Source organism: Embleya sp. NPDC055664, assembly GCF_053618075.1.
Genome location: NZ_JBSHGZ010000006.1, coordinates 210,670 through 231,110, shown reverse-complemented (window position 1 = coordinate 231,110; position 20,441 = coordinate 210,670). Strand labels below are relative to the sequence as shown.

The following is a 20,441-nucleotide window of genomic DNA, read 5'->3' as shown; positions in this document are numbered from 1 at the left end:
CGGACGACGCACAACTCGGACGCCTCTGGCACGTGCAGGACACAGAGGACGCTTCGAGGACCTCCCGGCCCCCGGGGACGATTCCGTTTCCATGACTTCCATGACGAAACGAGAGGACCGCCTCACCGATGGACGCCGACGTGAACCGAACGACGCTGGCAGCGCTGCCGCAGGACGCGCTTCGGAACCCGTACGCACCTCGCCTGGTCGCCGCCGGCGAGACGTTCGACGTGATCGAGGTGGAGGACCGGCTCGGTCGGGCGGCCCTGGAGACCCTGCACGCACACCGCGTGCCGGTCGGACCGGTCATCTTCGACCGCCGCTACCGCCGGATCGGATTCCTCGTACCGCCGACCGCCGTGATGCCGATGCGCCCGCGCGAGCGCCGGCTCGGCCCACGCCACCACGGACGCGGCGCGTGGATCACCTTCCCGCCGCCGCCGGAGCAGAACGACGGCCCGCTGGTCTGGCTGGTGCCGCCCACGCCCGACAACCGCCTGACCACGCTGCGGCACGTGCGCGCGGCGATCGCGGAGGCGGCCCGCGCGCTCGCCGAGCGCCACCAGCAGGCGATCTGAGGTCGCCCAGGACGTACCGGTCGGAGACCTGACATCACGAGCGGCTCCCCCAATACCTGCTCGACCCGACCGGTATCGGCAAGACGCGACGCGTCCCTCGGCCTCTCGGCCGGGGGGCGCGTCCGTGCGTGGGCCCCGATCGGGGCGGTCCGACACGGGACCGAAGCCGGTCCGCAGCCGGACACAGGCCGGACCGAACCCCGGTCGAAGCCGAGCCAAGCCCCGAAACCGGCCCCCGGCCCCGCCCGATTCGGGGTTTATCCAGGCGGCGCCCGCACCGGCGTCCCTCTTTCGGGCAAGGGTCTTTCGCATGGCGCCCGGTTGGCGACAATGGCAAGGGCACGGGATCTTGCCGATCTTCTCGAATCGGCCGATTCCCGCTGCTTCCCCCCGTCCGTTTTCGTCGTCAGCACGTCTGCCCTGTCGGAAGGAATCCGCGCATGCCGTCCGAGTCGCGCAAGCCCCGCATGCGGCCTGTGCCGCTGTTGTTCGAGCCCTCGGTCCCCGAGCCGCCCGACGAACGCTTCTTCGACCTGGACGATCTGACCGATCCCCAGGAGGTGCTGACCCGCTCGACCGACCTGGCCGAGGCGTTCCGGGCGGCGGCCGACCGGGCGGTGGACTACCAGGCGATGGCCGCGGCGCGGATGGCGGACCCGAATCGGTTCGACCATCTGACGACGGCTCAGGTCGCGGCGCGCGCGGGGTGGGGCGAGGAATACACGGCGAAGATGATCGAGCACGGCCGACGGCTGCTGCTGGAGCGCGGCGAGTAGCGGACGATCGGGAACGCCGGCCGGAGGGGGCGGCCGGCGCTCGCGCGGGACGGCGCAGACCCGCGCACCGCGGGTGTCGTACCCGTGCTCAGGGCGTCAGCGGCACCCGATGCCTGCCGAGTTCGGCCAGCACCGCCTGGTTGGCCTCCCAGCCGTCCGGGAACGACACCGGCACGCCGAGGTGCACCGGGTTCGCGGTCGGGTGCGCGTCGAGCAGTTCGGGGATCCCCGCCCGGGCCACCACCAGGCACGCGTGTCGATGCCGGGAGGCCAGTACGCACAGCCGGCCCGTCTCCAGGTGGAATTCGGTCGCGTCGCGCCGCCCGGACAGCGGATGCAGCACCACGGTCACGTCGAACTCGCGGCCCTGGAGCCGGTTCGCGGTGTCCACCACGATCTCCGTCGCGCCGAGGTCGCGCAGCGCCGACTCGACCCGGGCCCGCTGCTCGCGATGGCTGACCCCGATCGCGATCCGGGACGCGTCCAGCGGCACCCCGTCGGGAGTACGCTCGCCGACCGCCGTCCCGCCGCGCGCGAGCAGCCGCGCGGCCAGCGTGGCCACCGCCCGTACCGCCTCCTCGTCGGCCGCCCCGGTGAATCGCGCGGGCAACTCCAGCAGCCCCCACCCGGACCCGGCCGCGACATCGACCACCGTGTCGTACGCGTCGTGCTCCCGCGCCGCCTCGAAGCGCAACGAACGCTCGCCGGGGCCGGTCCCGGAGCGGAACGGGGTGAACGGATAGAACGCGTCCGACACCAGCGGCGCCGCGCTCGCGGGCAGCCGCCAGGACACCGGCAGCCGGTGCACCGGCAGGTCCGGGTTGTGCCGACGGAGCACCACCACCGCGCTCTGCGACGGGTCGTAGCTCAGGCTGTGCCAGCGCGAGGTGTCCACGGTGGCGAACGGGTCGAGTTGGCCGGGATCACCCACGAACAGCGCCCGGTCGAACAGCCGCGCCACCAGGAGCAGCGCGTCGGAGCGCATCTGGTACGCCTCGTCCACGATCGCCCACGGCCAGCGCCGGTCCTGGACCAGCGCCCATTTGGCGGCCGTGGCCACCACCACCGCGCAGGCGTCCAGTGCCTCGGCCTTCTCCGCGTTCGACACCGAGGTGCCCACCAGGGCGGGCGGCAGCCGGTAGCCGGTGGCGGACAACCGGCCCACGGCCAGCCGCGGGTGCTCCTCGGCGAGCCGGACCAGCAGGTCGTCGACCTGGTTGTTGGTCTGCGCGACGATCATCAACCGCTCGCCGGACGCGGCCAGTTCGCCGGCGGCGCGCACCACCAGCGTGGACTTGCCCGCGCCGGGCGGCGAGTCGACCACGACGCCGCGATGCGCCCCCGAGCCGAGGTCGGCGAGCACCGCGGCGGTCGCGGCGGCGGCGAGCGCGGCCGGGTCGCCCTGCGGGGCGCGAGTGTGCGCGGTCGTCACGACCACTCCTCCAACGCGTCGTCGTCCGGCTCGGATCCGGTCGCGGTCTCCGAGCCCGACTCCGATTCCGGCTCGGGCGGCGGGCCGCCGTGCGTCCAGGGGGTGTCCTCGACGGCGGGCCAGTCGGGGCTGCGCCGGAACTCGGCGATCAGCGAGGTCCAGCACAACACCTCGCCCCGCTCGGGCACGCTGCCCGGCTTGGGCGCCTTGCCGCCGCCCATCCCGCCGAACAACTCCAGCTCCATCCGGCCGGGTTCGTTGACCAGCACCCGGGCCTTCGCGTCGGGGCGCTCCACGCAGGCGAGTTCGGTACCGGGCCCGAACAGCGGCTCGTCCTCGGTGCGAAAGACGAGCAGCGGCCGGGGTCGGGCGGTCTTCTTGCCCGGTTCGGTGACCATGCGCTCTGCGTCCACCGCGATCAGCTCGCCCCGGAAGGCCTCGCCGGCCAGCCGCACGGCGGCCATCAACAGCGGGTCGTCGCGCACCTGTTCGGCGTTGAGCCGGGCCTGGGCCCGTTCCCTGCTCGCGAGTTGCGCGGCGGCCGAGATCGCGCCGGGGATCCTGGGCTGCGGACGCGACTCGGGGTCGGCCAGGTCGGCGGCGAAGAAGCTGTACGAGGCCCGGTCGGCCTCCCAGCGCCCGGCCACCGAGGCGCCCGCCGGCAGGGCGGCGAGCAGGTCCACGCCGCGCCACATACGATCCCAGGTGGGCATCAACTCGGCGGCCAGCGCGTCGCGGATCGCCTGCTCGGCCCGCCGCTCGCGCTCGCGACAGGCGGCGTCCTCGTCCGACTCCCGCTCGGCGGCAACCGCCTCGTCGAAGGCGGTGATCAGCGGCACGAGCCGTTCGTCGAACGCCGGATCGGTCGCCGGGCCCGCCGTCGGACCACCCTCCGCCTCCCGCGCCGCCTCGTCCCCGCGTCGACCGGCGGGCGGGTCGATCCAGGCCAACAGCGAGGCCAGATCGCCGTCCTCCATCGCGCTCTGCCCGGTCGCCCACGCCTGGGTGAGCAGGTCCGTCATCGCGAGCAGCACACTCGACCCGGGTACACCGGCCCGATCCGCGAGCCAGGTACTCCACCGGCCGAGCAGCGGCACCCCGGCCGGCACCGCGAACTCGCCGTCGGTGCGCCGGAATCGGGTGGAGCGGCCGAGCAGTCGCAGATACTCGATCCCGCCCGTGGTGGGCACCAGCACCTGCGGCGCGTCCAGGCTGCGCTCGTAGGGATCGTCGCCGCGACGCTCGATGGTCTCGGTCTCGGCGGCGAACGCGCCCAGGTAGGGCAGCAGTTGCCCGGCCAGCTCGGCCGCGTGCGCGAACCGGCGGTCGCGGTCGCGCGGTTGCGGTACGGCGAGCAGGCGCGGCCGGTCGCGGTCGGTGCCGACCAGCGCGGCGAGCGGCGCGAACGCCTCGCCCGCGAGCACATACGGCACCAGCACCACCGGACGCGCGGACAGGTGCCGATGGCGCACCGTCGCCGCCGGCTGCGCGTGTCCGGTCGCGGCGGCGCGCAACCGGCCCAGCGCGGCGATCGTGCTCACCCGACACCGCCCAGCGCCTCGTGCCGCAGCGCCTGGGCGCGGCGGAGCAGCCGGGCCACGTCCTCCTGGCCGGGCTCGGGGGCGCGGGTGCCGTCGGCGAGCGCCAGCGCGGTGCCGATGTCGTCGATGCCGCCGAGCGCGCCGCGTACCGAGGTGCCCAGCGTGCCCACGCCGCCGCCGGTGCCGCAGCCGCGGGCCTCGTCCCGGCAGAACAGGGCGAGTTCGCAGGCGGACAGGCAGTCGGGCAGGTAGGCGGCGGGTACCCGGGCGACGGCCGCGCCGACCCGCTCCTCGGCGACGTCGAAGGTCAGCCCCTCGGGGAGCTCGGCGAACAGCTCCTCGACCCCGGACAGCCGGGCCAACCGCCGCCGGGTGGTGGCGAGTTCGCGGCGTACGTCGAGCACCACGGCGATCGGGCGGTTGGCGAAGTCCTGGGCGCACACCAGCACGATGTCGGTGGACACCGACTCGGGGTCCAGGCCCAGTTCCTCGGCGAGCCCGCGCAGGGCGTGTACGTATACCGCCGCCTGTCGGGTGGCGGAGGCCAGCTTGCCCGGGTCGGCGGAGCCGTCGATGATCGCGAAGGACTTGATCTCCACCACGTGCAGTCGACCGGCCACCCGGCAGGCCATCGCGTCGGGTTCCAGGTAGGCGCGCCGGCCGGCCACGTCGAGTGGGAGCAGCGGGTGGTCCAGGATCGCGCAGGCGTCCGGGTCGCCGCTTGCCGCGCGCAGGAGCGCCTCGCGGGTGCGGGCGACCCGCTCCTCGCGGCCGGGTCGGCCGGTGGGGCCGGTGGGGCCGGCGGGACCCGTGGGACCGTCCACGTCCACCAGCGCGCCGTCGTCGGGATCGGCGCCCAGGACCTCGGCGAGGAGGCGGCGCAACTCCCGCCCGTCGTCGGCCTTGACCCGGGCCTCGAACACATTGCCGCGCCCGATGGCGAACGGGGAGCGGCCGTAGCGGGCGGGGAAGCCGAGGCGTTCGGCCAGTACGGTCTTCTCGATGCCGGCCGCGTCCAACACGCCGCGGCGGGCGCAGCCCGGGTTGGCCGCGAGGGCGGCCACCGTGCGGGCGTTGTGATTGCGGGTGGGCAGTTCGCCGCGCAACTGCTCCAGCCTGCCGGCGATCGCGCCGGTCGTACCCGTCGTGCGCATGTCTCGTGTACGGCTTTCGTCGTCGAACCGTCCGGTCCCGGGTCAGTGTGGACCATGTGACCGACAGGCGGAACTCAGCGCAGATCGCCGCGCCGATCACCGCGCCGCTCGTCGCGCTGTTCCTCGGCCGAGGGTAGGGCCACGAAGCCGGTCTCGTCGGTGGGCGCGAGTTCGGAGAACGACGCCAGCGCCTCGTCGAGTTGCCGCACCGCGACCGAACTCTTGTACGGCTCCAGCTGTTTGCGGGTTTCCCTGACCCGGTCCATGCCCATCGAATACCAGTGCATCCGCAACATGTCGATGGACTGGAACAGCCGGCCGCACGCCTCGTCCACCTCGCCCGCCTGGAAGGCCGCCTCGGCGAGGTCGGCGTACATCACCGCGCGCTGCTTGTCGCCGTTGGGCGGCAGGTTCTGCAAAGCGTCGTTGAGCGAGCCCTGGGCCTGGTCCATCCGGCGCGCGGTGAGTTCGGCCTTGCCGCGAAAGCCCCACAGCCGGGAGGCGTCGAAGAAGTCGAGCCAGGGCGGGGTGGGGGTGTTGTCGGGGTGGCACAGCAGGTCCTCGGCCCGGTCGAGCAGGTGCAGCCCGCGCTCGGGGGTGCCGCGCAGCGACTCGAACTCGGACTGCACCGCGTCGAACCAGGCGCGCATCACCGTCGGCGCACCGCGCGTAGCCGTCTTGCGGGCGAAGTCGAGGATGTCCGCCGCGGCCGTGGGCGCGGCGTCGAAGGCGGGGATGAAGGCGGTGTGCGCGAGTACGGCGGCGGCGAGCAGGGTGTCGTCCGCCTCGTTGGCGGCCCGGTAGGCGACCAGGTAGTGGTCCTGCGCGTCGTGCGGGCGGTCCAGGTCGAAGAAGGCCATCCGGCCGGCCAGCATCGCGGTCTCGGCGAGCGATGCGCCCAGGATCCGCCGGGCCCGGGCCGGGCCGGGGGCGGCGAGCAGCTGGGTGCCCAGGCGCACGTGGGCGATCACCGAGGGGTAGGCGATGGCGGCGGGGGCGACCCAGTACATCTGCCGGTAGGTCCGGGTGAGCATCGCGTACTGGTCGGCGCCGACCACGGTCAGCTGGCCGGCCCGCGAGTGCATCGGCACGGCCAGCGGGCCCGGGTCGGGGGTGTCGCGCAGGAGCTGGCGCAGTACGGCGGGGGTGGCGATCTCCAGGGACCGGGTCGGCGGCTCGACGGAGCGGGGGCCGATCACCCGCAGCGGTGGCCGAACCGGCAGGTCGCGGGGCCGGTCGCCCTCCAGCCGCCGACCGTCGACCACGGTGGGGCCGTCCTCGAACGGCGGCGCCTGGGCCGGGACGGGCGGCGGCGCGAGACCGGGCGGGGGCACCGGGCCGGGTGGGGGCGCGAGTCCGGGGGGCGGTACGGGCCCCGGCGGCGGCACCGGGCCGGATCGCGGCGGCGGCACGTGGCGGCCGGGCGGGAGCGGCGGCGTGCGGCCGGGGGTGGCCGGCGGCGGGGTGCGGCCGGGCGGCGACGGGGGCGCGGTGCGGGCAGGCAGCGCCATCGCCCCCCCGAGCGGGCTGCCCCCGGGTGGTGGCGGTTGTCGGCGCACCCGGGCCTCGCCGTAGCCGGTCGGCTCCGAAAGCTCCGACGCCCACCCGGCTTCGCGGGCGGGTGCGGGCAGGCTCTGCGGCGCCGATTGCTCGAGCACGGGCTGCGGCTCGGGGTAGCCGTCGGTATACCCCTCGGCATAGCCCTCGCCGTACTCCGCCGTCAGCTCCGCCTGCCACGGCGGCGTGAACCCGAGATCGGTCAGCGGCCGCTCGAACAAAGCCTGCAGGACCTGCTGATAATCGGGGGTCGGCCAAGGCGGCTCGGCGCTTTCCCACCGGCGCACCTGCCGCACACTGACCCCGAGGCGGAGGCCGCATTCGAGCGCCTTCTTCTCGAACGCGTCGGCCAATTGTTGCTGGGAAACCCAGCCATGCGAGTGCCGCAGGGCCTTGAGCCGGACATTCCCGGACGAAGGACCGGCCCCCTGCCGCATGGCCATCGGCCCTCCCGGTTCACGCGTGCGGTGTGCTGTGCAGGCTGTGATGCCGACGGTACCCGCCGTGAGTGGGGCCGGGGGACCTCTTTGCGGATGTCCGGAAAGCGGCGTCCTCCCCGTGTCCTCAAAGAAGTCCTTCGAGGGACCTTGCGCGCCCTCGATACGCTCCCCGCGCGCCCCCGAACACGGTCGAGCCCGGTCCCCGGGTGTCGATTTTCGATCACCGCCGACCCCTGCTAATGTTTCCCACGCAACGCAAGCGCCGCTAGCTCAGTTGGTTAGAGCAGCTGACTCTTAATCAGCGGGTCCGGGGTTCGAGTCCCTGGCGGCGCACTTGAAGATGGCTGTATGACCTGGGCGTTCTTCCACTTGGAAGAGCGCCCTTGGTCGTTTTTGCCTATCGGTGCCGGCCGGGTGCCAACGGCAACATCGGTTGCCCGCTTGGTCTCTGGTCGCCACACCAGCGCGGCGGCAACCTCGGCCACCCGATGGGCCACTCCGGCGGCACCGATGTGTAGGTGTCTGCCGTGATCTTGATGGACGAGTGCCGCAGCGTCGCAGAGATGGCCTTCATGTTCCCTCCGGCGGCATGCGCCAAGGTCGCCGCACCATGCCGTAGATCGTGCAGTCGAATGGGCGGCAGGTAGCCGGGGTGGGGATAGTCGCGCAACGGGTCATCCGGAAACAGCCGGCACCAGATGTGCGGATCCACCATGCCATTGATCGTCAGGCCGTGCCGGTGCTGAAACGCGGACACCCTTGCACAGCTCCGCGGCGAACTCGTCCGTACGGCAAGTGTCCCAAGCCGCGATCATGCAGTCGGTGGCGCTTCGTCAGGTGAGAGGTGATCGAGGAGCAGTTGGCAGACTGTCTGAGTCACCTCGAGGCAGCGCGGCCTCGCCTCACAGCGTGGCTCAAGCGTGAACTGGAAGCCGCTCTGCGACTCAGCTCTCCCTGCAAGAAGCCGCTGCGGGGGTTTCAAGCGGGAGGGAGAGCGCATCAAGAGCAAGCTGACGATCCTGTACGACGATCGCCTCGAGGACACGTCGTATCTCGACACGGCATTTAGCTCCGTGGAAATGACCCGGCAGGCAGCAGGTGAGTTCACAAAATCCAGGGACAATGACCGTAGGCGCGAATTGATTGGTGAGCTGCAGCGACGGCAGCCACAACTGCGTCGTCACACCAATCTGCCAGGTCGGTCGGCAGGTCAGAAGGTCGGCGTGGCCGGGGGAGGACGGATCCCAACCGCTGAAGCGCGGCGAGGAAAAGTGGATGATCCGGCTCCGCGAAACGGACTTTCCGGCCCACCCCTTCACTGGCCCTAACGACCCATTCTTCCCCGGCCGGGCACTCGGACATGCTTGTGCCCAATGGAGCTGGGGGACAGCCCTTGAATTTGCAGATCAGTTCTTTGATCAGATCGGTGTTGAGCCAGCGTACGGGCACATCCGAGCAACTTTGTGCTAGAGAAGCCCGAGACTGCTTGATTTAAAGCAGAGCGATAATGGTGACCACGGTGCTGACTGCTCCAAAAACGGTGCCGAGAATCGCGGCAATCCCAAGAACACCGGGCAACGCGGACCATGCGAGAAGTGACGCCCAAAGGCTCGTCGGGGGGCACGCCTGGTCTCAGGACCACGGACGACGTGTGGAAAAGACGGTAGAGCCGTGGACCCAATGATGGCAGCAAAATCTGCCACATCTGGCGTGGCAATACGACCTGAGCGACGACAAGACCACCATCACCGCGGCGCGGGTATGGGCGAGTGACGGTTCAATCGCAGATCTCCAGAGCGACGGCACCGTGGCCCAAGCCCGTCCCCGGCGGCTTTGGAACTCGCTCGAACTGATCCACCAGTCGTATGCAGCCAGCGAGGGGCCGGCCCCAGATCGCTACGGCCTGACGGTTACGCCCGACCAGCCGTACGTCTGGCTGGGCGCGCCGGACAGCGGCCGGCGCTGGTACTTGAACGTCCCACCGCGCAGCTCTGGCTGACAAATTTACCCGGGCGCATCAGGCTGCCGAACGCGTTATAGACCCCGCTCCCCGTGTGAGTGGGGGTTTATGTCGTCATGCCCCGAGCCAGGACAACCCTCAGCTTTCCGCTTGACTCAAATCCCTTGCCACGAAAGGCATTTCGAGCGTGCATGGTCCGCAATCCGCCTACAGTCAGCTGACCATGGCCGACACCCAGAACGCCGTGGCCTGGGCCTGTCGCCACGTGGTTGACGTGCTGCACCAGTGGTGCGTGCCGTCCGATCTCATCGAGACGGCCAAGCTGGTCGTGACCGAGCCGGCGACCAACGCCATCCGGTTACCGGGTGAAGATTGTGCAGCCGGTTTGTGCTCGGCCAGCTCGGCGGTCGGCACCATCACCACTTCGTTGTCACTGGCCAGCTCGACGCTGGTCGTCTCCGTCTGCGAACCCATCCTCCAAACCGACAACGACGTGGCGATCGGCAACGGGGTGCTGCTGGCCGCTGGGGCTCCTACTGCCCAACGCCGACCTCGAAGGTTGTCTGGGTCGAGCTGTCGGTTCACACACCAGCCAGCTCGACCGCCGGCGCCGGAGCCGAACCGCTGCTGATGGCCCGCGTGTTACTGAGGTTTTCGTTGTTATGTCGCTTGGTTGGGTTAGATTTGCTTGAACTCTGCCCTCACCCGACCTGCGGATCGCCCCGAGGGTCCGTGAGGCAACCGTTCGCACACGCGATGGTGGCCCGTCAGGATCTGACGGGCCACCATCGCGTGTGGGTTGCATGAGCATCGGGATGTCGGATCATCCGGTTGTATGTATCCGCCTTGCCGCGCCCGCGAGTGGAATGACGAGGGGTGTTAATTCGGCTTACATGATGGACGCTTCATGTCGCCTTCCAGCTCTGGCTGGATATCAAGCGTGTACAGGGTCGTACCGCTCGATGCGGGCTCTCCTGGGTATCCGTGGGTACGTCCAGTCGCATTCTGCCAGATCTTTTGCGCTTCACTGCGCTTATCGGCTTCTACGGTACTCATCAGCACGAAGAAGTGAGTCCGCTTCAGCGGGAGGTCGTCCCGATTCGGGAGAGTAAAATCCACGGTCCAGGGTCCCGTAGACACCTTTGTGTTAAAGATGTACTGACCGGTACCCCGATCACCGAGCGCGTTGCAACTTTCTTTGCTTGACACGGTCTCGATGACGAGCGTCTTACCTGGAGGAATCTCTCCGACCACTACTCCACTGAGACGGTATGCCTGCCCCACCTTATTGCCTTCGTTGATGTTGACCGAGCAGACCACAGGCGAATCAACCGGCAGACCGTCCATTTTAACGGGATTGCGATACCACGCTTGTTTTTCCTTGGGGCAGCCTGAAGCTGGCCCCTTGGAACCATCGCCAACGCCATCGCCATCACCAGGCAATGCAACGGCGGCTCCCAAGACCATCACCGTCGCTACCGCGACAGCGCCAACCTCTTTTCCAGTGGGAACATGCGGAAAAAAGGCCAGAAGAAGGAGAACTACCCCGATCACGGCGATCAGTGAGCTCACCACGCTCTGTCCTCTGCTCGCATCCTCCCAGTTGACTATGAACCAGGTAATGCCCAGAGCAACCATAGCTGCTGCCACGCAACCGACAATGGTTCGTACGACCAGCCTGACGGCACCCGAATTTGGCATCGGGCCTCCCCCCGTCTCGATGAAGTCGGATCGCTATGATGCCCGTTTCGTGCTGACGGCGTACAGGTTCTTCGCATGTTCGCCGGAATCGTGAGTCAATCCGTTACGACCCTGGGGCATCAATCGAACAATCCCCAGCAAGATACGTTTCTGCACCGACCTTATTACGTGCAAAGGCCATCCACTTACAGACCGGGCGGGTGGGAGTCGGACCTGTACCTTCTTGGTCTTGCGGATACGTTTAACTTTGATCGCGGCGAAAGAAAGATCCGCCCAAGCGATCACAAGCAGACAATCCACAACTGTTTTCGATCCGGCCGGCTAGGTACACCGCAGCGAGCCCGGTTCGTGGCGCCAATCGGAGATCTAGGCGGTGGCGCTGGGCAGCCTCGACTGCGGCGTCGAGGAAGTCGTGGTGGGTCATTGCTGTCGCCAACGGCTCCGACGGCTGCTCTCAGCGAGGGCCAGGCCCGGTGAAGATCCCGTGAGGCAACAGTTCGCACACTCGATGGTGGCCCATCAGGTCCTGACGGGCCGCCATGACGATGCGGACTGAGTGAAGGGTGAACCCGCCAAGTGGCGGGTGCGCGGCGCACATACGAGCTGTTCCCTCAGTTCTTCCTACCTCCGTCGGCAACTTTCTCCAGGTCAGGGCTTCTAACGATCACAACCGCCTTGTCAAAGACCTTGGATCAAGAACAGCCCGCCGTCACGCCGCGTACTCTGACCGGTACACCTGGGGGTAGGGCGAGGGGGACCAATGACTGCTCCGGACGGGACCAACCCACCTTTCGGTCAGATCTCGACCGGCGACAACACTCAGATTTATGTCCACTCGGGGGCCGGCTCCATTGCGGCTGGCGGTCAAGTCGGCCCTGCCCTCACCTTCGGTTTACCGAGAACCGTCCTACCGGACGCCGATGCACTCGCCCAGCGACGTTCGGATCTGCTTTTCGGGTTCTATGAGCAAGCGCGTGCTCAGGCCACCCAGACCTTCCGCCTGGCCATGATCTTCATGTCCCTCGGGGCGGTGATCCTGCTCGTCGGCAGCACACTCGCGTTGTTCAAGTCCGGCGAAGGGCAGGCCAATTCCGTGGCCGCCATGTCAGCTCTGGCGGGTGTCGTGGTCACCACATGCGGAGGAGCCTTTGCCGTCCAAGCCCATCGGGCGCGCCTCCATGTCGCGGAGCACGCCGAGCGGATGCATGAGGACATGCGGTCAGACCGAACACTCGCCCACGCCGTGACTTTGATCGAGACGTTGCAACACGGCCAGGAGCGCGAGCGCATCACGGCAATCGCGGCCCTACGAGCCCTCGGCGTGGATCCGACCTCACCCGAGCTCGCGAGCGAGATGCTGCCACAGCAACACCTGCCTGTGCTCCCACCCATCCCGCCGCCGTTCTAGCAACGGCCCGCACTTGAACCGTCCGCCCGACCGATCACAAGCAGACAATCCACAGCTGCTTTCGATCCGGCCGGTTCAAGCGCACCGCAGCGAACCTGGTTCATGGCTCCACCGGGAGATGAAGGCGGTGCGCTGGGCCGCTTCAACTGCGACGTCGAGGAAGCCGTGGCGATTCATTGCTGTCGCCAGCGGCGCCCAGGGTTGTTCCCAGCGCACCAGCACGTCCACGGCCTCCAAATCCTGCTTGGTGGCTCGTTCCCAGTACGGGAAAGCCGGCGTCCACCACGCTTGACTCGGGTCGTTCTCCCGCGGAGCCATGACCGACCAGACCGGCCCCTGGCGGCCTTGGTCGGCTGCCAGGAAGCAGGAAACGACGCCCTCGCTCTGCTTGACCGAGCAGTATGTGCCCGAGGCTGGTGCGGCTGCTGGACGCTTCTGCTCGTTGGATGGCCCGGATTTTTGACCTGCGGCCACCAGCGCCACCACCGCCGGCACCAAGGCCAGGGCAAGCCCAAGCAGCAAGCGCGCCCTCGAGCCGATGTGACGTCGTGGCGACTTCGGTACCACGACGGGCTCAGGCGGTGACGCAGCCGTGATGACCATCAGCAGCGTGACGTTGACCGTCACCTCGTCCAGCTGAACCCGCAGCTGCTCGGTGCGTTGGCCCAGCGGCGTGTAGGCCAGGATGGGTTGGCCGTAGACGCGGAGATCCAGGCTCGACACGTCACGGAACTCGGCCGGGCCGATATACCAGAACAGGCCGGACTCGGTGATGATCCTGGCGCCGGCGATCTGCGAGCCATCCGTGAAGCGCAGGACTACCGACCGCATCTTCGGCCGCTCGCCCACCGCCACCATCCGAAGTCCACAACCTAGGGACAAGGCTCGACAATCCGAGGTGGTGGCGGTGGAGGTGGTAGTTCACGACGTGGTGGCTATGGCCGGCTGGCTCGGGGCTGTCGGGTGTGCTGGCGGCTCGTCCGGCGATTTCGACTGACGTCTTTCCGATCCGATCGAGATTGCAGCCGGAGCGCCCCAACCGAGTGTCCACCAGAACGCCCAGTCGCGGTGGAGCGGCACGTCGTACAACTTCCAAACCGCGTTACGACGCTTCGGATGGCTGACTGAAGACCTCCCGGAGGGGACTCCCGCGGAGTTACGCATACATTTATGGTGCACGCCGAACCGGCGAATGACCATGCGGCTCACGTTCGAAGCGAAATCTCATGCTCCGCACTGATGCCGACGCTCGGAGTCGTCAAAGCGCCAGTTGCGACGAATTCGTCGTATCGGGCACTGTAATCGCCCGCGTATCAGCAATCACTCAACTGTCACCAGGCTCTACAGTCGACATCCAGGAATCCGCGCGTGGGAAGCTTGTCGGGCGCCGCGGTGGCGCGGCGTGTGCGGGCTTCCCACGCTTTGCCCGGGCTCGGCTATCGCTCCGTTGTGTTGTTGATTCGGGCTATGGCTGTGGGGAGTTCGTTGAGGGATTGCAGGCGCAGGTCGGTTACCGCGATCAGTTCCGGGTCGTCGGCGATCAGGTAGCCCCAGGGGCCTCGGCGGATGTGGGCGGTGCGCAGGCCCGCCTGGTGGGCCGGGCGGACGTCGTTGTCGAGGCGGTCGCCGACGTACAGGATTTCCTCGGCCGGGCACGGGCACTCGGCGACCAGGCGTTCGAAGAAGGCCGGCTCGGGTTTGCTGATGCCCCAGTCGTCGGAGGTGGCGAGCAGGTCCACGCCCAGTTCCAGGTCGCGCAGGATGATGCCCGCGTTCACCGTCTGGTTGCCGACCACGCCCAGCCACAGGCGCTGGTCGCGCAGCGCCTTGAGGCAGGGGCGGGTGTCGTTGTAGAGGTCTTCCTCGCCGAACCATTCGGGGAAGCCCGCCTCGGCGCGCGCGGCGCGCTCGACGGTCAGGTCGAAGCCGGGCCGAAAGCGCTGGAACACCTCGCGATAGTCGAGGCCCTGCGCGATCACCGCCCCGAAGGTGGCCGCGAAGGTGTGTCGGGGTACCCCGAGCCAATCGGCCCACGTGCCGTATTCGCGCGATTCGTCGACCAGGGTCTCGCCCACGTCGAACACCACGGCGCTGATCCGCATTACCGCTCCCGCTGTTGTCGCCTGCCGGCCCCGTGTCCTGTGCCCGTGCGTCGAACCCCTTCGTCCGCCAGGCGAGAAATGGGCCTGTCAGGCCGAGCCCGATCGGATTCGTCCGCCGTTGTGGCGACTTGTCCGATCGGCGTGCGCCCGATGGCGGAATCCTTGCCGTGTGCTCGGGCGTGGGGCCATCCAGAAGGTACCGCCTGCCCGCAGGCCCGGCGTCGTTCCGAGGTTGGATCCGGTAGATCTCGACCGAAATCGTTTTGTCCGTTACCTGACGATGGCGTCAGGCAGCGTCTTTGTGGCCGGAATCGATCGCCGCGACAGCGGAATCCGACCCGGGCCGGCGCATCGCCACCCCACCCCGCAACCCGTCGAGCCCGCGCACCACCCACGGCGAGGCCAGTGCGCCCAGACCCATCACGGCCAGGCCCGCGACCACGTCGGCGAGGTAGTGGTTCCCGGTGCCGAGCACCACCACGATCACGAACAAGGGGTAGAGCACCGCCAGCCCGCGCACCACCCGGCCGCGCCCGTGCCGCCACACCTGCCACCCGCACCACGCGGCCCAGCCCACGTGCAGCGACGGCATCGCCGCGTACTCGTTGGTCATGTGCTCCATCCCGCGCGGCGCACTGGCCCCGCCGCCCCACCAGCCCCAGGACGCGAAGTGCGCCATGGTGTCGGTGAAGCCCTCGATCATCCGGGGCGGCGCGGTCGGGAAGAGCATGAAACCGGCCAGCGAGACCACCGTCGCCACGGCCAGCGTGGTGCGCGCGCCCCGGTACCGCTCGGGGCGACTGCGCCACAGCCAGACCAGGACCAGCGGCGTCACCACGTAGTGCAGCGTGGCGTACGCGTAGTCGCAGACCACGCCGATGAACACATGGTTCGAGACGACCTGGTTGAGCATGCGCTCGGGGTCCAGGTGGCTCAGCGACTCCACGTGCAGTATTCGCTCGGCGTTGCGCACCGCGGCGTCGGCGTCGCCGCGGACCACGAGCCGGCTCAGCGAGTACACCTCGTACAGCACCGCGATCAGCAGCAACTCGGTCCACCAGCGCGGACGCAGGCGGACCTTGGCGGGGATTGACGACATCCACCCAGTTTGCAACACGCTCCGGTGCGCTACGGCACCGCGTCGGCGGAGCCCGGCCGGCGCCCACGGACGGTGGCCGACGCCCGCCGCGCCACGGGCTCGGGACCGCCCTCTCACGCGCCGGATCGGTGTGCGCGGCCATTGATGACACGTGTCACACATGATAGAACGTGTTTCACTTTTCTGTCGGGCGGACGCCGCCGACAGGGCGGGGACCGGGCGTCGGCAGGGACGTCCGGCGCCGCCGGTCGCAGCTCGCGACGTGGATACCGGAGGTTGTCGTGGCCGACTCCGACGAGGTCACCCGTCCGCAGACCAGCACGCGGGACCTGGCGACGGTGCACGATCAACTGCTGGTCTGGTTGGCCGGCCGCCTGCCGGAGGGGGCCGAACCGGAGGTCTCCGAGCTGCGCGCCCCGTCGGGCAACGGGATGTCGAGCGAGACGCTGCTGTTCGACGCGACGTGGACCGAGGACGGCGAGCGCCGTACCGAACGCTGCGTGGTGCGGATGCGGCCGGCGATGGACGCCAAGCCGGTCTTCCCCAGCTACGACATGGACAAGCAGTTCGCGGTGATGACGCTGGTCGCCGAGCGCTGCTCGATCCCGGTGCCCGCGCTGCTGTGGAACGAGCCGGACGAGGGGCCGCTCGGCGCCCCGTTCTTCGTGATGCGCCGGGCCGAGGGCGCCGCGCCGCCCGACGTGATGCCGTACACGATCGACGGCTGGATGCTCGCGGCCACGCCCGAGCAGCGCCGCCGGCTCCAGGAGGAGTCGGTGGCCGTGGTGGCCGCGATCCACGGGATCGAGACCACACCCGAGGAGATCGCGTTCCTCCAGTACGACGGCGCCGGCGAGATCGCGCTGCGCCGGCACCTGGACGACCTGCGCGCGTTCTACGAGTGGGGCATCGAGGGGCAGCGGGTGCCGCTCCTGGATCGGGCCTTCCAATGGCTGGAGGACAACTTCCCGGCCGAGGTCGGCCCGGACGTGATCAGCTGGGGCGACGCCCGGATCGGCAACATCCTGTACGTGGACTTCGTGCCGACCGCGGTCCTGGACTGGGAGATGGCCGCGGTCGGTCCGCGGGAGCTGGACCTGGCCTGGATGATCTTCATCCACGCGTTCTTCCAGGACATCGCCACCCGCTACGGCCTGCCCGGCCTGCCCGACTTCATGCGCACCGAGGACGTGTGCGCGCAGTACGAGAAGCTGACCGGCCACACGCCGCGTGACATGCGCTACTTCGAGATGTACGCGGCGGTGCGGCACGGCGCGGTGATGGCCCGCATCGCGCACCGCCAGTGGCACTTCGGCGAGCGCGAGCAGCCGGCCGACCTCGACGAGACGGTGCTGCACCGGGGGTTGATCGAGGCGATGCTGGCCGGCACGTACTGGGAGCGCGCGGAAGATAACTGACGCCCCGTCATCACCACCCGCGCGCCCGTCCCGCGGCGGGCGCGCTCCCCGGGCCCGGCGGGTGTGCGCTCGGACAAGATCCCGAGGGGTTAGGCTGGACTCTTCACATCATCCGCGGCGGGCACATCTGACCCGTGCGGGTGATCGTGTGTGACGGGCGACATCACGCGGACACCGTCCGTGTTGTTGTCGGTAGCATGAATCACCGGGGGCGACTCCGGGGGTAGCTGCCGGAGGTGCCGCATGACGATCGGGGGACTCGACCCGCCGGCCGGGGCCGGTGTGCCCAAGGGTGCGCCGCGGGCCGAGGGTGACGTTCCGAGCCGGAGCATGTCCGACCGCGTCGGACGACTGTCCCGCCGGCCTGTCCAACAACCGATCCAGCGACTGGGTCTGGCCGCGGTCACGTTCCTCACCGGAAGCCGTCGACGCACTCCGGACGCGGTCGAACCGCTGCTCCAGGTGCATCGTGTGCACCACCCGAAGGCCGATGTGACGGCCATTCAGGAGGCGTACGCGGTCGCCGAGTTGTCCCATCGCGGGCAGATGCGCAAGAGCGGCGAGCCGTACATCACGCACCCCCTCGCGGTGGCCACGATCCTGGCCGAGCTGGGCGCCGACACCACCACGCTGGTGGCCGCCCTGCTGCACGACACGGTCGAGGACACCGACCTGACCCTCGAAGAGGTGCGCGCGGCGTTCGGCGACGACGTCACCCACCTGGTCGACGGGGTGACCAAGCTGGAGCGGGTCGACCTGGGCGACCGGGCCGAGGCCGAGACGATGCGCAAGATCATCGTGGCCACCGGTCGGGACCTGCGGGTGACCGTGATCAAGCTGGCCGACCGGCTGCACAACATGCGCACGATCCGATATCGCCGCCGGGCCAGCCAGATCCGCACCGCCGAGGCCACGCAGGAGGTGTTCATCCCGCTCGCCGAGCGGTTGGGCATCCACGTGCTCAAGTCGGAGCTGGAGGACATCGTCTTCGCCACGCTCCGACCCGAGGAGCACGCCGCCACGGCCCGCACGGTCAGCGCCAGCCAGGCGGTCACCGACGAGGCCGTGTCGAAACTGTGTACGACGGTCAAACGCGCGCTGCGCGAGGCCGGGATCGAGGCGGAGGTATCGCCGCGTGCGCGGCACCACGTATCCGTGCGCCGCGTACAAAAGCGGCGCGGACGCGAGGATCTGAGCCCGTTCGACCTCTCCCGGCTGATGATCGTGGTCGACGCCGACACCGACTGTTACGGCGCGCTCGGCGTACTGCACACCTGCTGGTCGCCGATCGCGGGCGAGTTCAAGGACTACATCGCGACCCCCAAGTTCAACCTGTACCAATCGCTGCACACCGCGATCACGCTGCCCGAGGGCGACAAGGTCGAGGTATTGATCCGCACCCGTCGTATGCATCGCCTGGCCGAGTTCGGCGTCGTGGCGCACACCGGCAAAGCGGACGCCGGACCGGACGCCCCCGAGCAGCTCGCGTGGCTGCACCGGTTGCTCGCCTGGCAGGGCGGCATCCCCGACGCGCACGTCTTCTGGAGCTCGCTGACCGCCGACCTGTCGGCGGACCGCGAGCTCCTGGTCTTCACCCCCGGGGGACGTCCGCTCACCCTGCCGGCGGGCTCCACGTGTGTGGACGCGGCCTACGCGATCGACGAGCAGACCGGCCACCGATGTATCGGCGCGCAGATCAACGGCCGCCTGGTGGCGCTGAGTTCGGTCCTGGCGGACGGCGAGACGGTGTCCATCATCACCGCTCCGCCCGGTGCGGCGGCACCATCGAAGGAATGGCTCTCGTTCGTCCGCAGCCCGCTGGCCCGGGTGGCGATCGAAGCCTGGCTGGCCAAGTATCCGAACGGCATCGAGGGCCGGATGGATCCGCTGCTCGCCCCGCCGCTCGGCAACCTGGCCGCCGCGGGCGAGGCCGCGCCGACCCTCCCGGCGAGCCGCACGGCGCCGGTCGGCGCGCCCGACGAGGCCGCCGCCCAGGCCCCCGCCCGGACCCGACGGGCCCCCTCCGACCCCGGCGAGGCCGTGGTCAGCGTGCCGGGCTCGCCCGGAGCACCGGTCCGCCTGGCCCGCTGTTGCACCCCGGTCCCGCCGGACGAGCTGGCGGGCTTCGTGATCCGCGGCGGCACGGTCGCGGTACACCGGGCCGACTGCACCAACGTCCAGCAGATGCGCCGCGCCGGCCGCGACGTGGTCGCCGCGTCCTGGCTGCCGCACCAGGCCGACCAGGGTTACCGGGTCACCCTGCAACTGGAGGCCCTGGACCGCCCCCGCCTCCTCGCCGACGTCACCGCCGCGATCGACGCGGAGGGCGCCGACATCACCTCGGCCTCGATCGCGCCGCCGCAGCAGATGCGCGTTCGGCAGACCTACACGATCCGCCTGGCCGACCTGGCCACCCTCCCGAAGCTGCTCCGGGCACTGCGCCGGGTGCAGGGCGTCTACGACGTCTACCGGGCGAGGCCGCGCGTACACCCGAGGGTGGCGGACCGACCCTAGGGTCGGTCCGATCCGCCGGACGGGTCCTGGGACCGGTCCGATCCGCCGGACAGGCTCTGGCTCGGCCGGTTGCGTTCGGGCTCGGCGCCGGCCTCCGCCACGTCGCCGCGCAGGACGTCGTTGAAGCGGGCCAAGTGGTCCGCGAGTGCGCCCAGTTCCTCCTTGGGCCAGGAGGCGAACCGTTCCGCCATCACCGCGAGGCTGCGCCGGCGCGCGTCGGCGAGCCGCACCCGGCCGGCCTCGGTGACGGTGATCAGGTGCGATCGGCGATTGGTCGGATCGGTGGCCCTGGCGATCAGCAGGGCCTCCTCCAGGGAGGTCAACTGCCGACTGATCGTGGTCTTGTCCAGGCTCAGCAGGCAGGCGAGTTCCTTGCCGGTCGAGGTGCCGCGCTCCTCCAGGAGGGCGAGCAGATGGAACTCCGCCTGGGTGATCCCCGCGGCCTGGAGCGGAGGAGCCATCAACAGCCGAATCAACCGGGTGGCGGCACCGACCTCACGGACCACTCGCCGCTCAACGCTGTCCGACATCGCCTTGCTCCTCATCACCGCGCACCCTGAATGTGCGCCAAGCGTGCCGGAAACGGTTGCAAAACACAACAAGCTGCGCCGGTCGGGGGAACCGCCGCCGGTCCGGGCGTCGGCTCACCGCGGTGAGCCGGTCGCGGGGGGGCCCGGCCCGCCCCCCGCGCCCGGGCCGCGCCGCCCCCCCCCACCCCCCCCCCGGCCCCAGCGGCGGGGGCAGTGCGCAGCCCCGAGGCA

16 protein-coding genes and 1 tRNA gene are annotated in these 20,441 nt (G+C 69.6%); 7 read left to right on the top strand and 10 right to left on the bottom strand.

The window, feature by feature from the left end:
- The first annotated feature begins 128 nt into the window (after positions 1-128).
- Positions 129-578, top strand: coding sequence for a hypothetical protein (locus ACWGR4_RS13470; RefSeq protein ID WP_380002809.1), 450 nt, complete (start codon positions 129-131; stop codon positions 576-578).
- A gap of 440 nt (positions 579-1,018) precedes the next feature.
- Positions 1,019-1,354 carry a hypothetical protein gene (locus ACWGR4_RS13465; RefSeq protein ID WP_380002810.1) on the top strand — a complete coding sequence of 112 codons (336 nt, stop codon included), beginning with the start codon at positions 1,019-1,021 and terminating at the stop codon, positions 1,352-1,354.
- Between the two features lie 88 nt (positions 1,355-1,442).
- On the opposite strand, the gene ACWGR4_RS13460 is transcribed toward ACWGR4_RS13465, so the two are convergent.
- The 4 genes from ACWGR4_RS13460 to ACWGR4_RS13445 all read right to left on the bottom strand — a co-directional run bounded on the left by ACWGR4_RS13460 (position 1,443) and on the right by ACWGR4_RS13445 (position 7,481).
- Positions 1,443-2,792, bottom strand: coding sequence for a helicase (locus ACWGR4_RS13460; protein WP_452133074.1), 1,350 nt, complete (start codon positions 2,790-2,792; stop codon positions 1,443-1,445).
- Positions 2,783-4,327: a hypothetical protein gene (locus ACWGR4_RS13455; RefSeq protein ID WP_452133073.1), complete on the bottom strand. Its 1,545-nt coding sequence runs from the start codon at positions 4,325-4,327 to the stop codon at positions 2,783-2,785. The genes ACWGR4_RS13460 and ACWGR4_RS13455 overlap by 10 nt, the downstream gene beginning before the upstream one ends.
- Positions 4,324-5,481, bottom strand: coding sequence for a hypothetical protein (locus tag ACWGR4_RS13450; RefSeq protein ID WP_452133072.1), 1,158 nt, complete (start codon positions 5,479-5,481; stop codon positions 4,324-4,326). Before ACWGR4_RS13450 ends, ACWGR4_RS13455 begins: the two co-directional genes overlap by 4 nt.
- A 74-nt stretch (positions 5,482-5,555) precedes the next feature.
- Complete coding sequence (locus ACWGR4_RS13445; RefSeq protein ID WP_452133071.1) at positions 5,556-7,481, bottom strand: hypothetical protein; 1,926 nt, start codon at positions 7,479-7,481, stop codon at positions 5,556-5,558.
- 256 nt (positions 7,482-7,737) lie between these two features.
- Here ACWGR4_RS13445 and ACWGR4_RS13440 point away from each other — a divergent pair.
- Positions 7,738-7,811 (top strand) — tRNA-Lys (locus tag ACWGR4_RS13440).
- 64 nt (positions 7,812-7,875) lie between these two features.
- On the opposite strand, the gene ACWGR4_RS13435 is transcribed toward ACWGR4_RS13440, so the two are convergent.
- A complete protein-coding gene (locus tag ACWGR4_RS13435; protein WP_452133070.1) occupies positions 7,876-8,235 on the bottom strand; it encodes a hypothetical protein in 360 nt (119 codons plus the stop codon).
- Between the two features lie 1,426 nt (positions 8,236-9,661).
- On the opposite strand from ACWGR4_RS13435, the gene ACWGR4_RS13430 reads away from it, so the two are divergent.
- Complete coding sequence (locus ACWGR4_RS13430; protein ID WP_452133069.1) at positions 9,662-10,069, top strand: hypothetical protein; 408 nt, start codon at positions 9,662-9,664, stop codon at positions 10,067-10,069.
- A 248-nt stretch (positions 10,070-10,317) separates the two neighbouring features.
- Here ACWGR4_RS13430 and ACWGR4_RS13425 read toward each other — a convergent pair whose 3' ends face one another.
- Positions 10,318-11,088: a hypothetical protein gene (locus tag ACWGR4_RS13425; protein WP_452133806.1), complete on the bottom strand. Its 771-nt coding sequence runs from the start codon at positions 11,086-11,088 to the stop codon at positions 10,318-10,320.
- 811 nt (positions 11,089-11,899) lie between these two features.
- On the opposite strand from ACWGR4_RS13425, the gene ACWGR4_RS13420 reads away from it, so the two are divergent.
- On the top strand, positions 11,900-12,547 hold the full coding sequence (locus ACWGR4_RS13420) for a TRADD-N-associated membrane domain-containing protein (protein ID WP_452133807.1): 648 nt from the start codon (positions 11,900-11,902) through the stop codon (positions 12,545-12,547).
- 75 nt (positions 12,548-12,622) lie between these two features.
- Here the strand turns inward: ACWGR4_RS13420 and ACWGR4_RS13415 are convergent, their stop codons facing one another.
- From ACWGR4_RS13415 to ACWGR4_RS13405, 3 genes are all read right to left on the bottom strand, one after another.
- The gene (locus tag ACWGR4_RS13415; RefSeq protein WP_452133808.1) at positions 12,623-13,405 is read right to left on the bottom strand and encodes a hypothetical protein; all 783 of its coding nucleotides are present in this window, start codon (positions 13,403-13,405) and stop codon (positions 12,623-12,625) included.
- 578 nt (positions 13,406-13,983) lie between these two features.
- Complete coding sequence (locus ACWGR4_RS13410; RefSeq protein ID WP_452133809.1) at positions 13,984-14,649, bottom strand: HAD family hydrolase; 666 nt, start codon at positions 14,647-14,649, stop codon at positions 13,984-13,986.
- Between the two features lie 286 nt (positions 14,650-14,935).
- Positions 14,936-15,748 carry a phosphatase PAP2 family protein gene (locus ACWGR4_RS13405; RefSeq protein WP_452133810.1) on the bottom strand — a complete coding sequence of 271 codons (813 nt, stop codon included), beginning with the start codon at positions 15,746-15,748 and terminating at the stop codon, positions 14,936-14,938.
- Positions 15,749-16,029: 281 nt separating this feature from the next.
- On the opposite strand from ACWGR4_RS13405, the gene ACWGR4_RS13400 reads away from it, so the two are divergent.
- Positions 16,030-17,166: a phosphotransferase family protein gene (locus tag ACWGR4_RS13400; protein WP_380002825.1), complete on the top strand. Its 1,137-nt coding sequence runs from the start codon at positions 16,030-16,032 to the stop codon at positions 17,164-17,166.
- A gap of 243 nt (positions 17,167-17,409) precedes the next feature.
- Positions 17,410-19,680 carry a RelA/SpoT family protein gene (locus tag ACWGR4_RS13395; protein WP_380002827.1) on the top strand — a complete coding sequence of 757 codons (2,271 nt, stop codon included), beginning with the start codon at positions 17,410-17,412 and terminating at the stop codon, positions 19,678-19,680.
- Here ACWGR4_RS13395 and ACWGR4_RS13390 read toward each other — a convergent pair.
- A complete protein-coding gene (locus ACWGR4_RS13390; protein ID WP_452133811.1) occupies positions 19,677-20,210 on the bottom strand; it encodes a MarR family winged helix-turn-helix transcriptional regulator in 534 nt (177 codons plus the stop codon). The genes ACWGR4_RS13395 and ACWGR4_RS13390 overlap by 4 nt on opposite strands.
- Between the last annotated feature and the right edge of the window lie 231 nt (positions 20,211-20,441).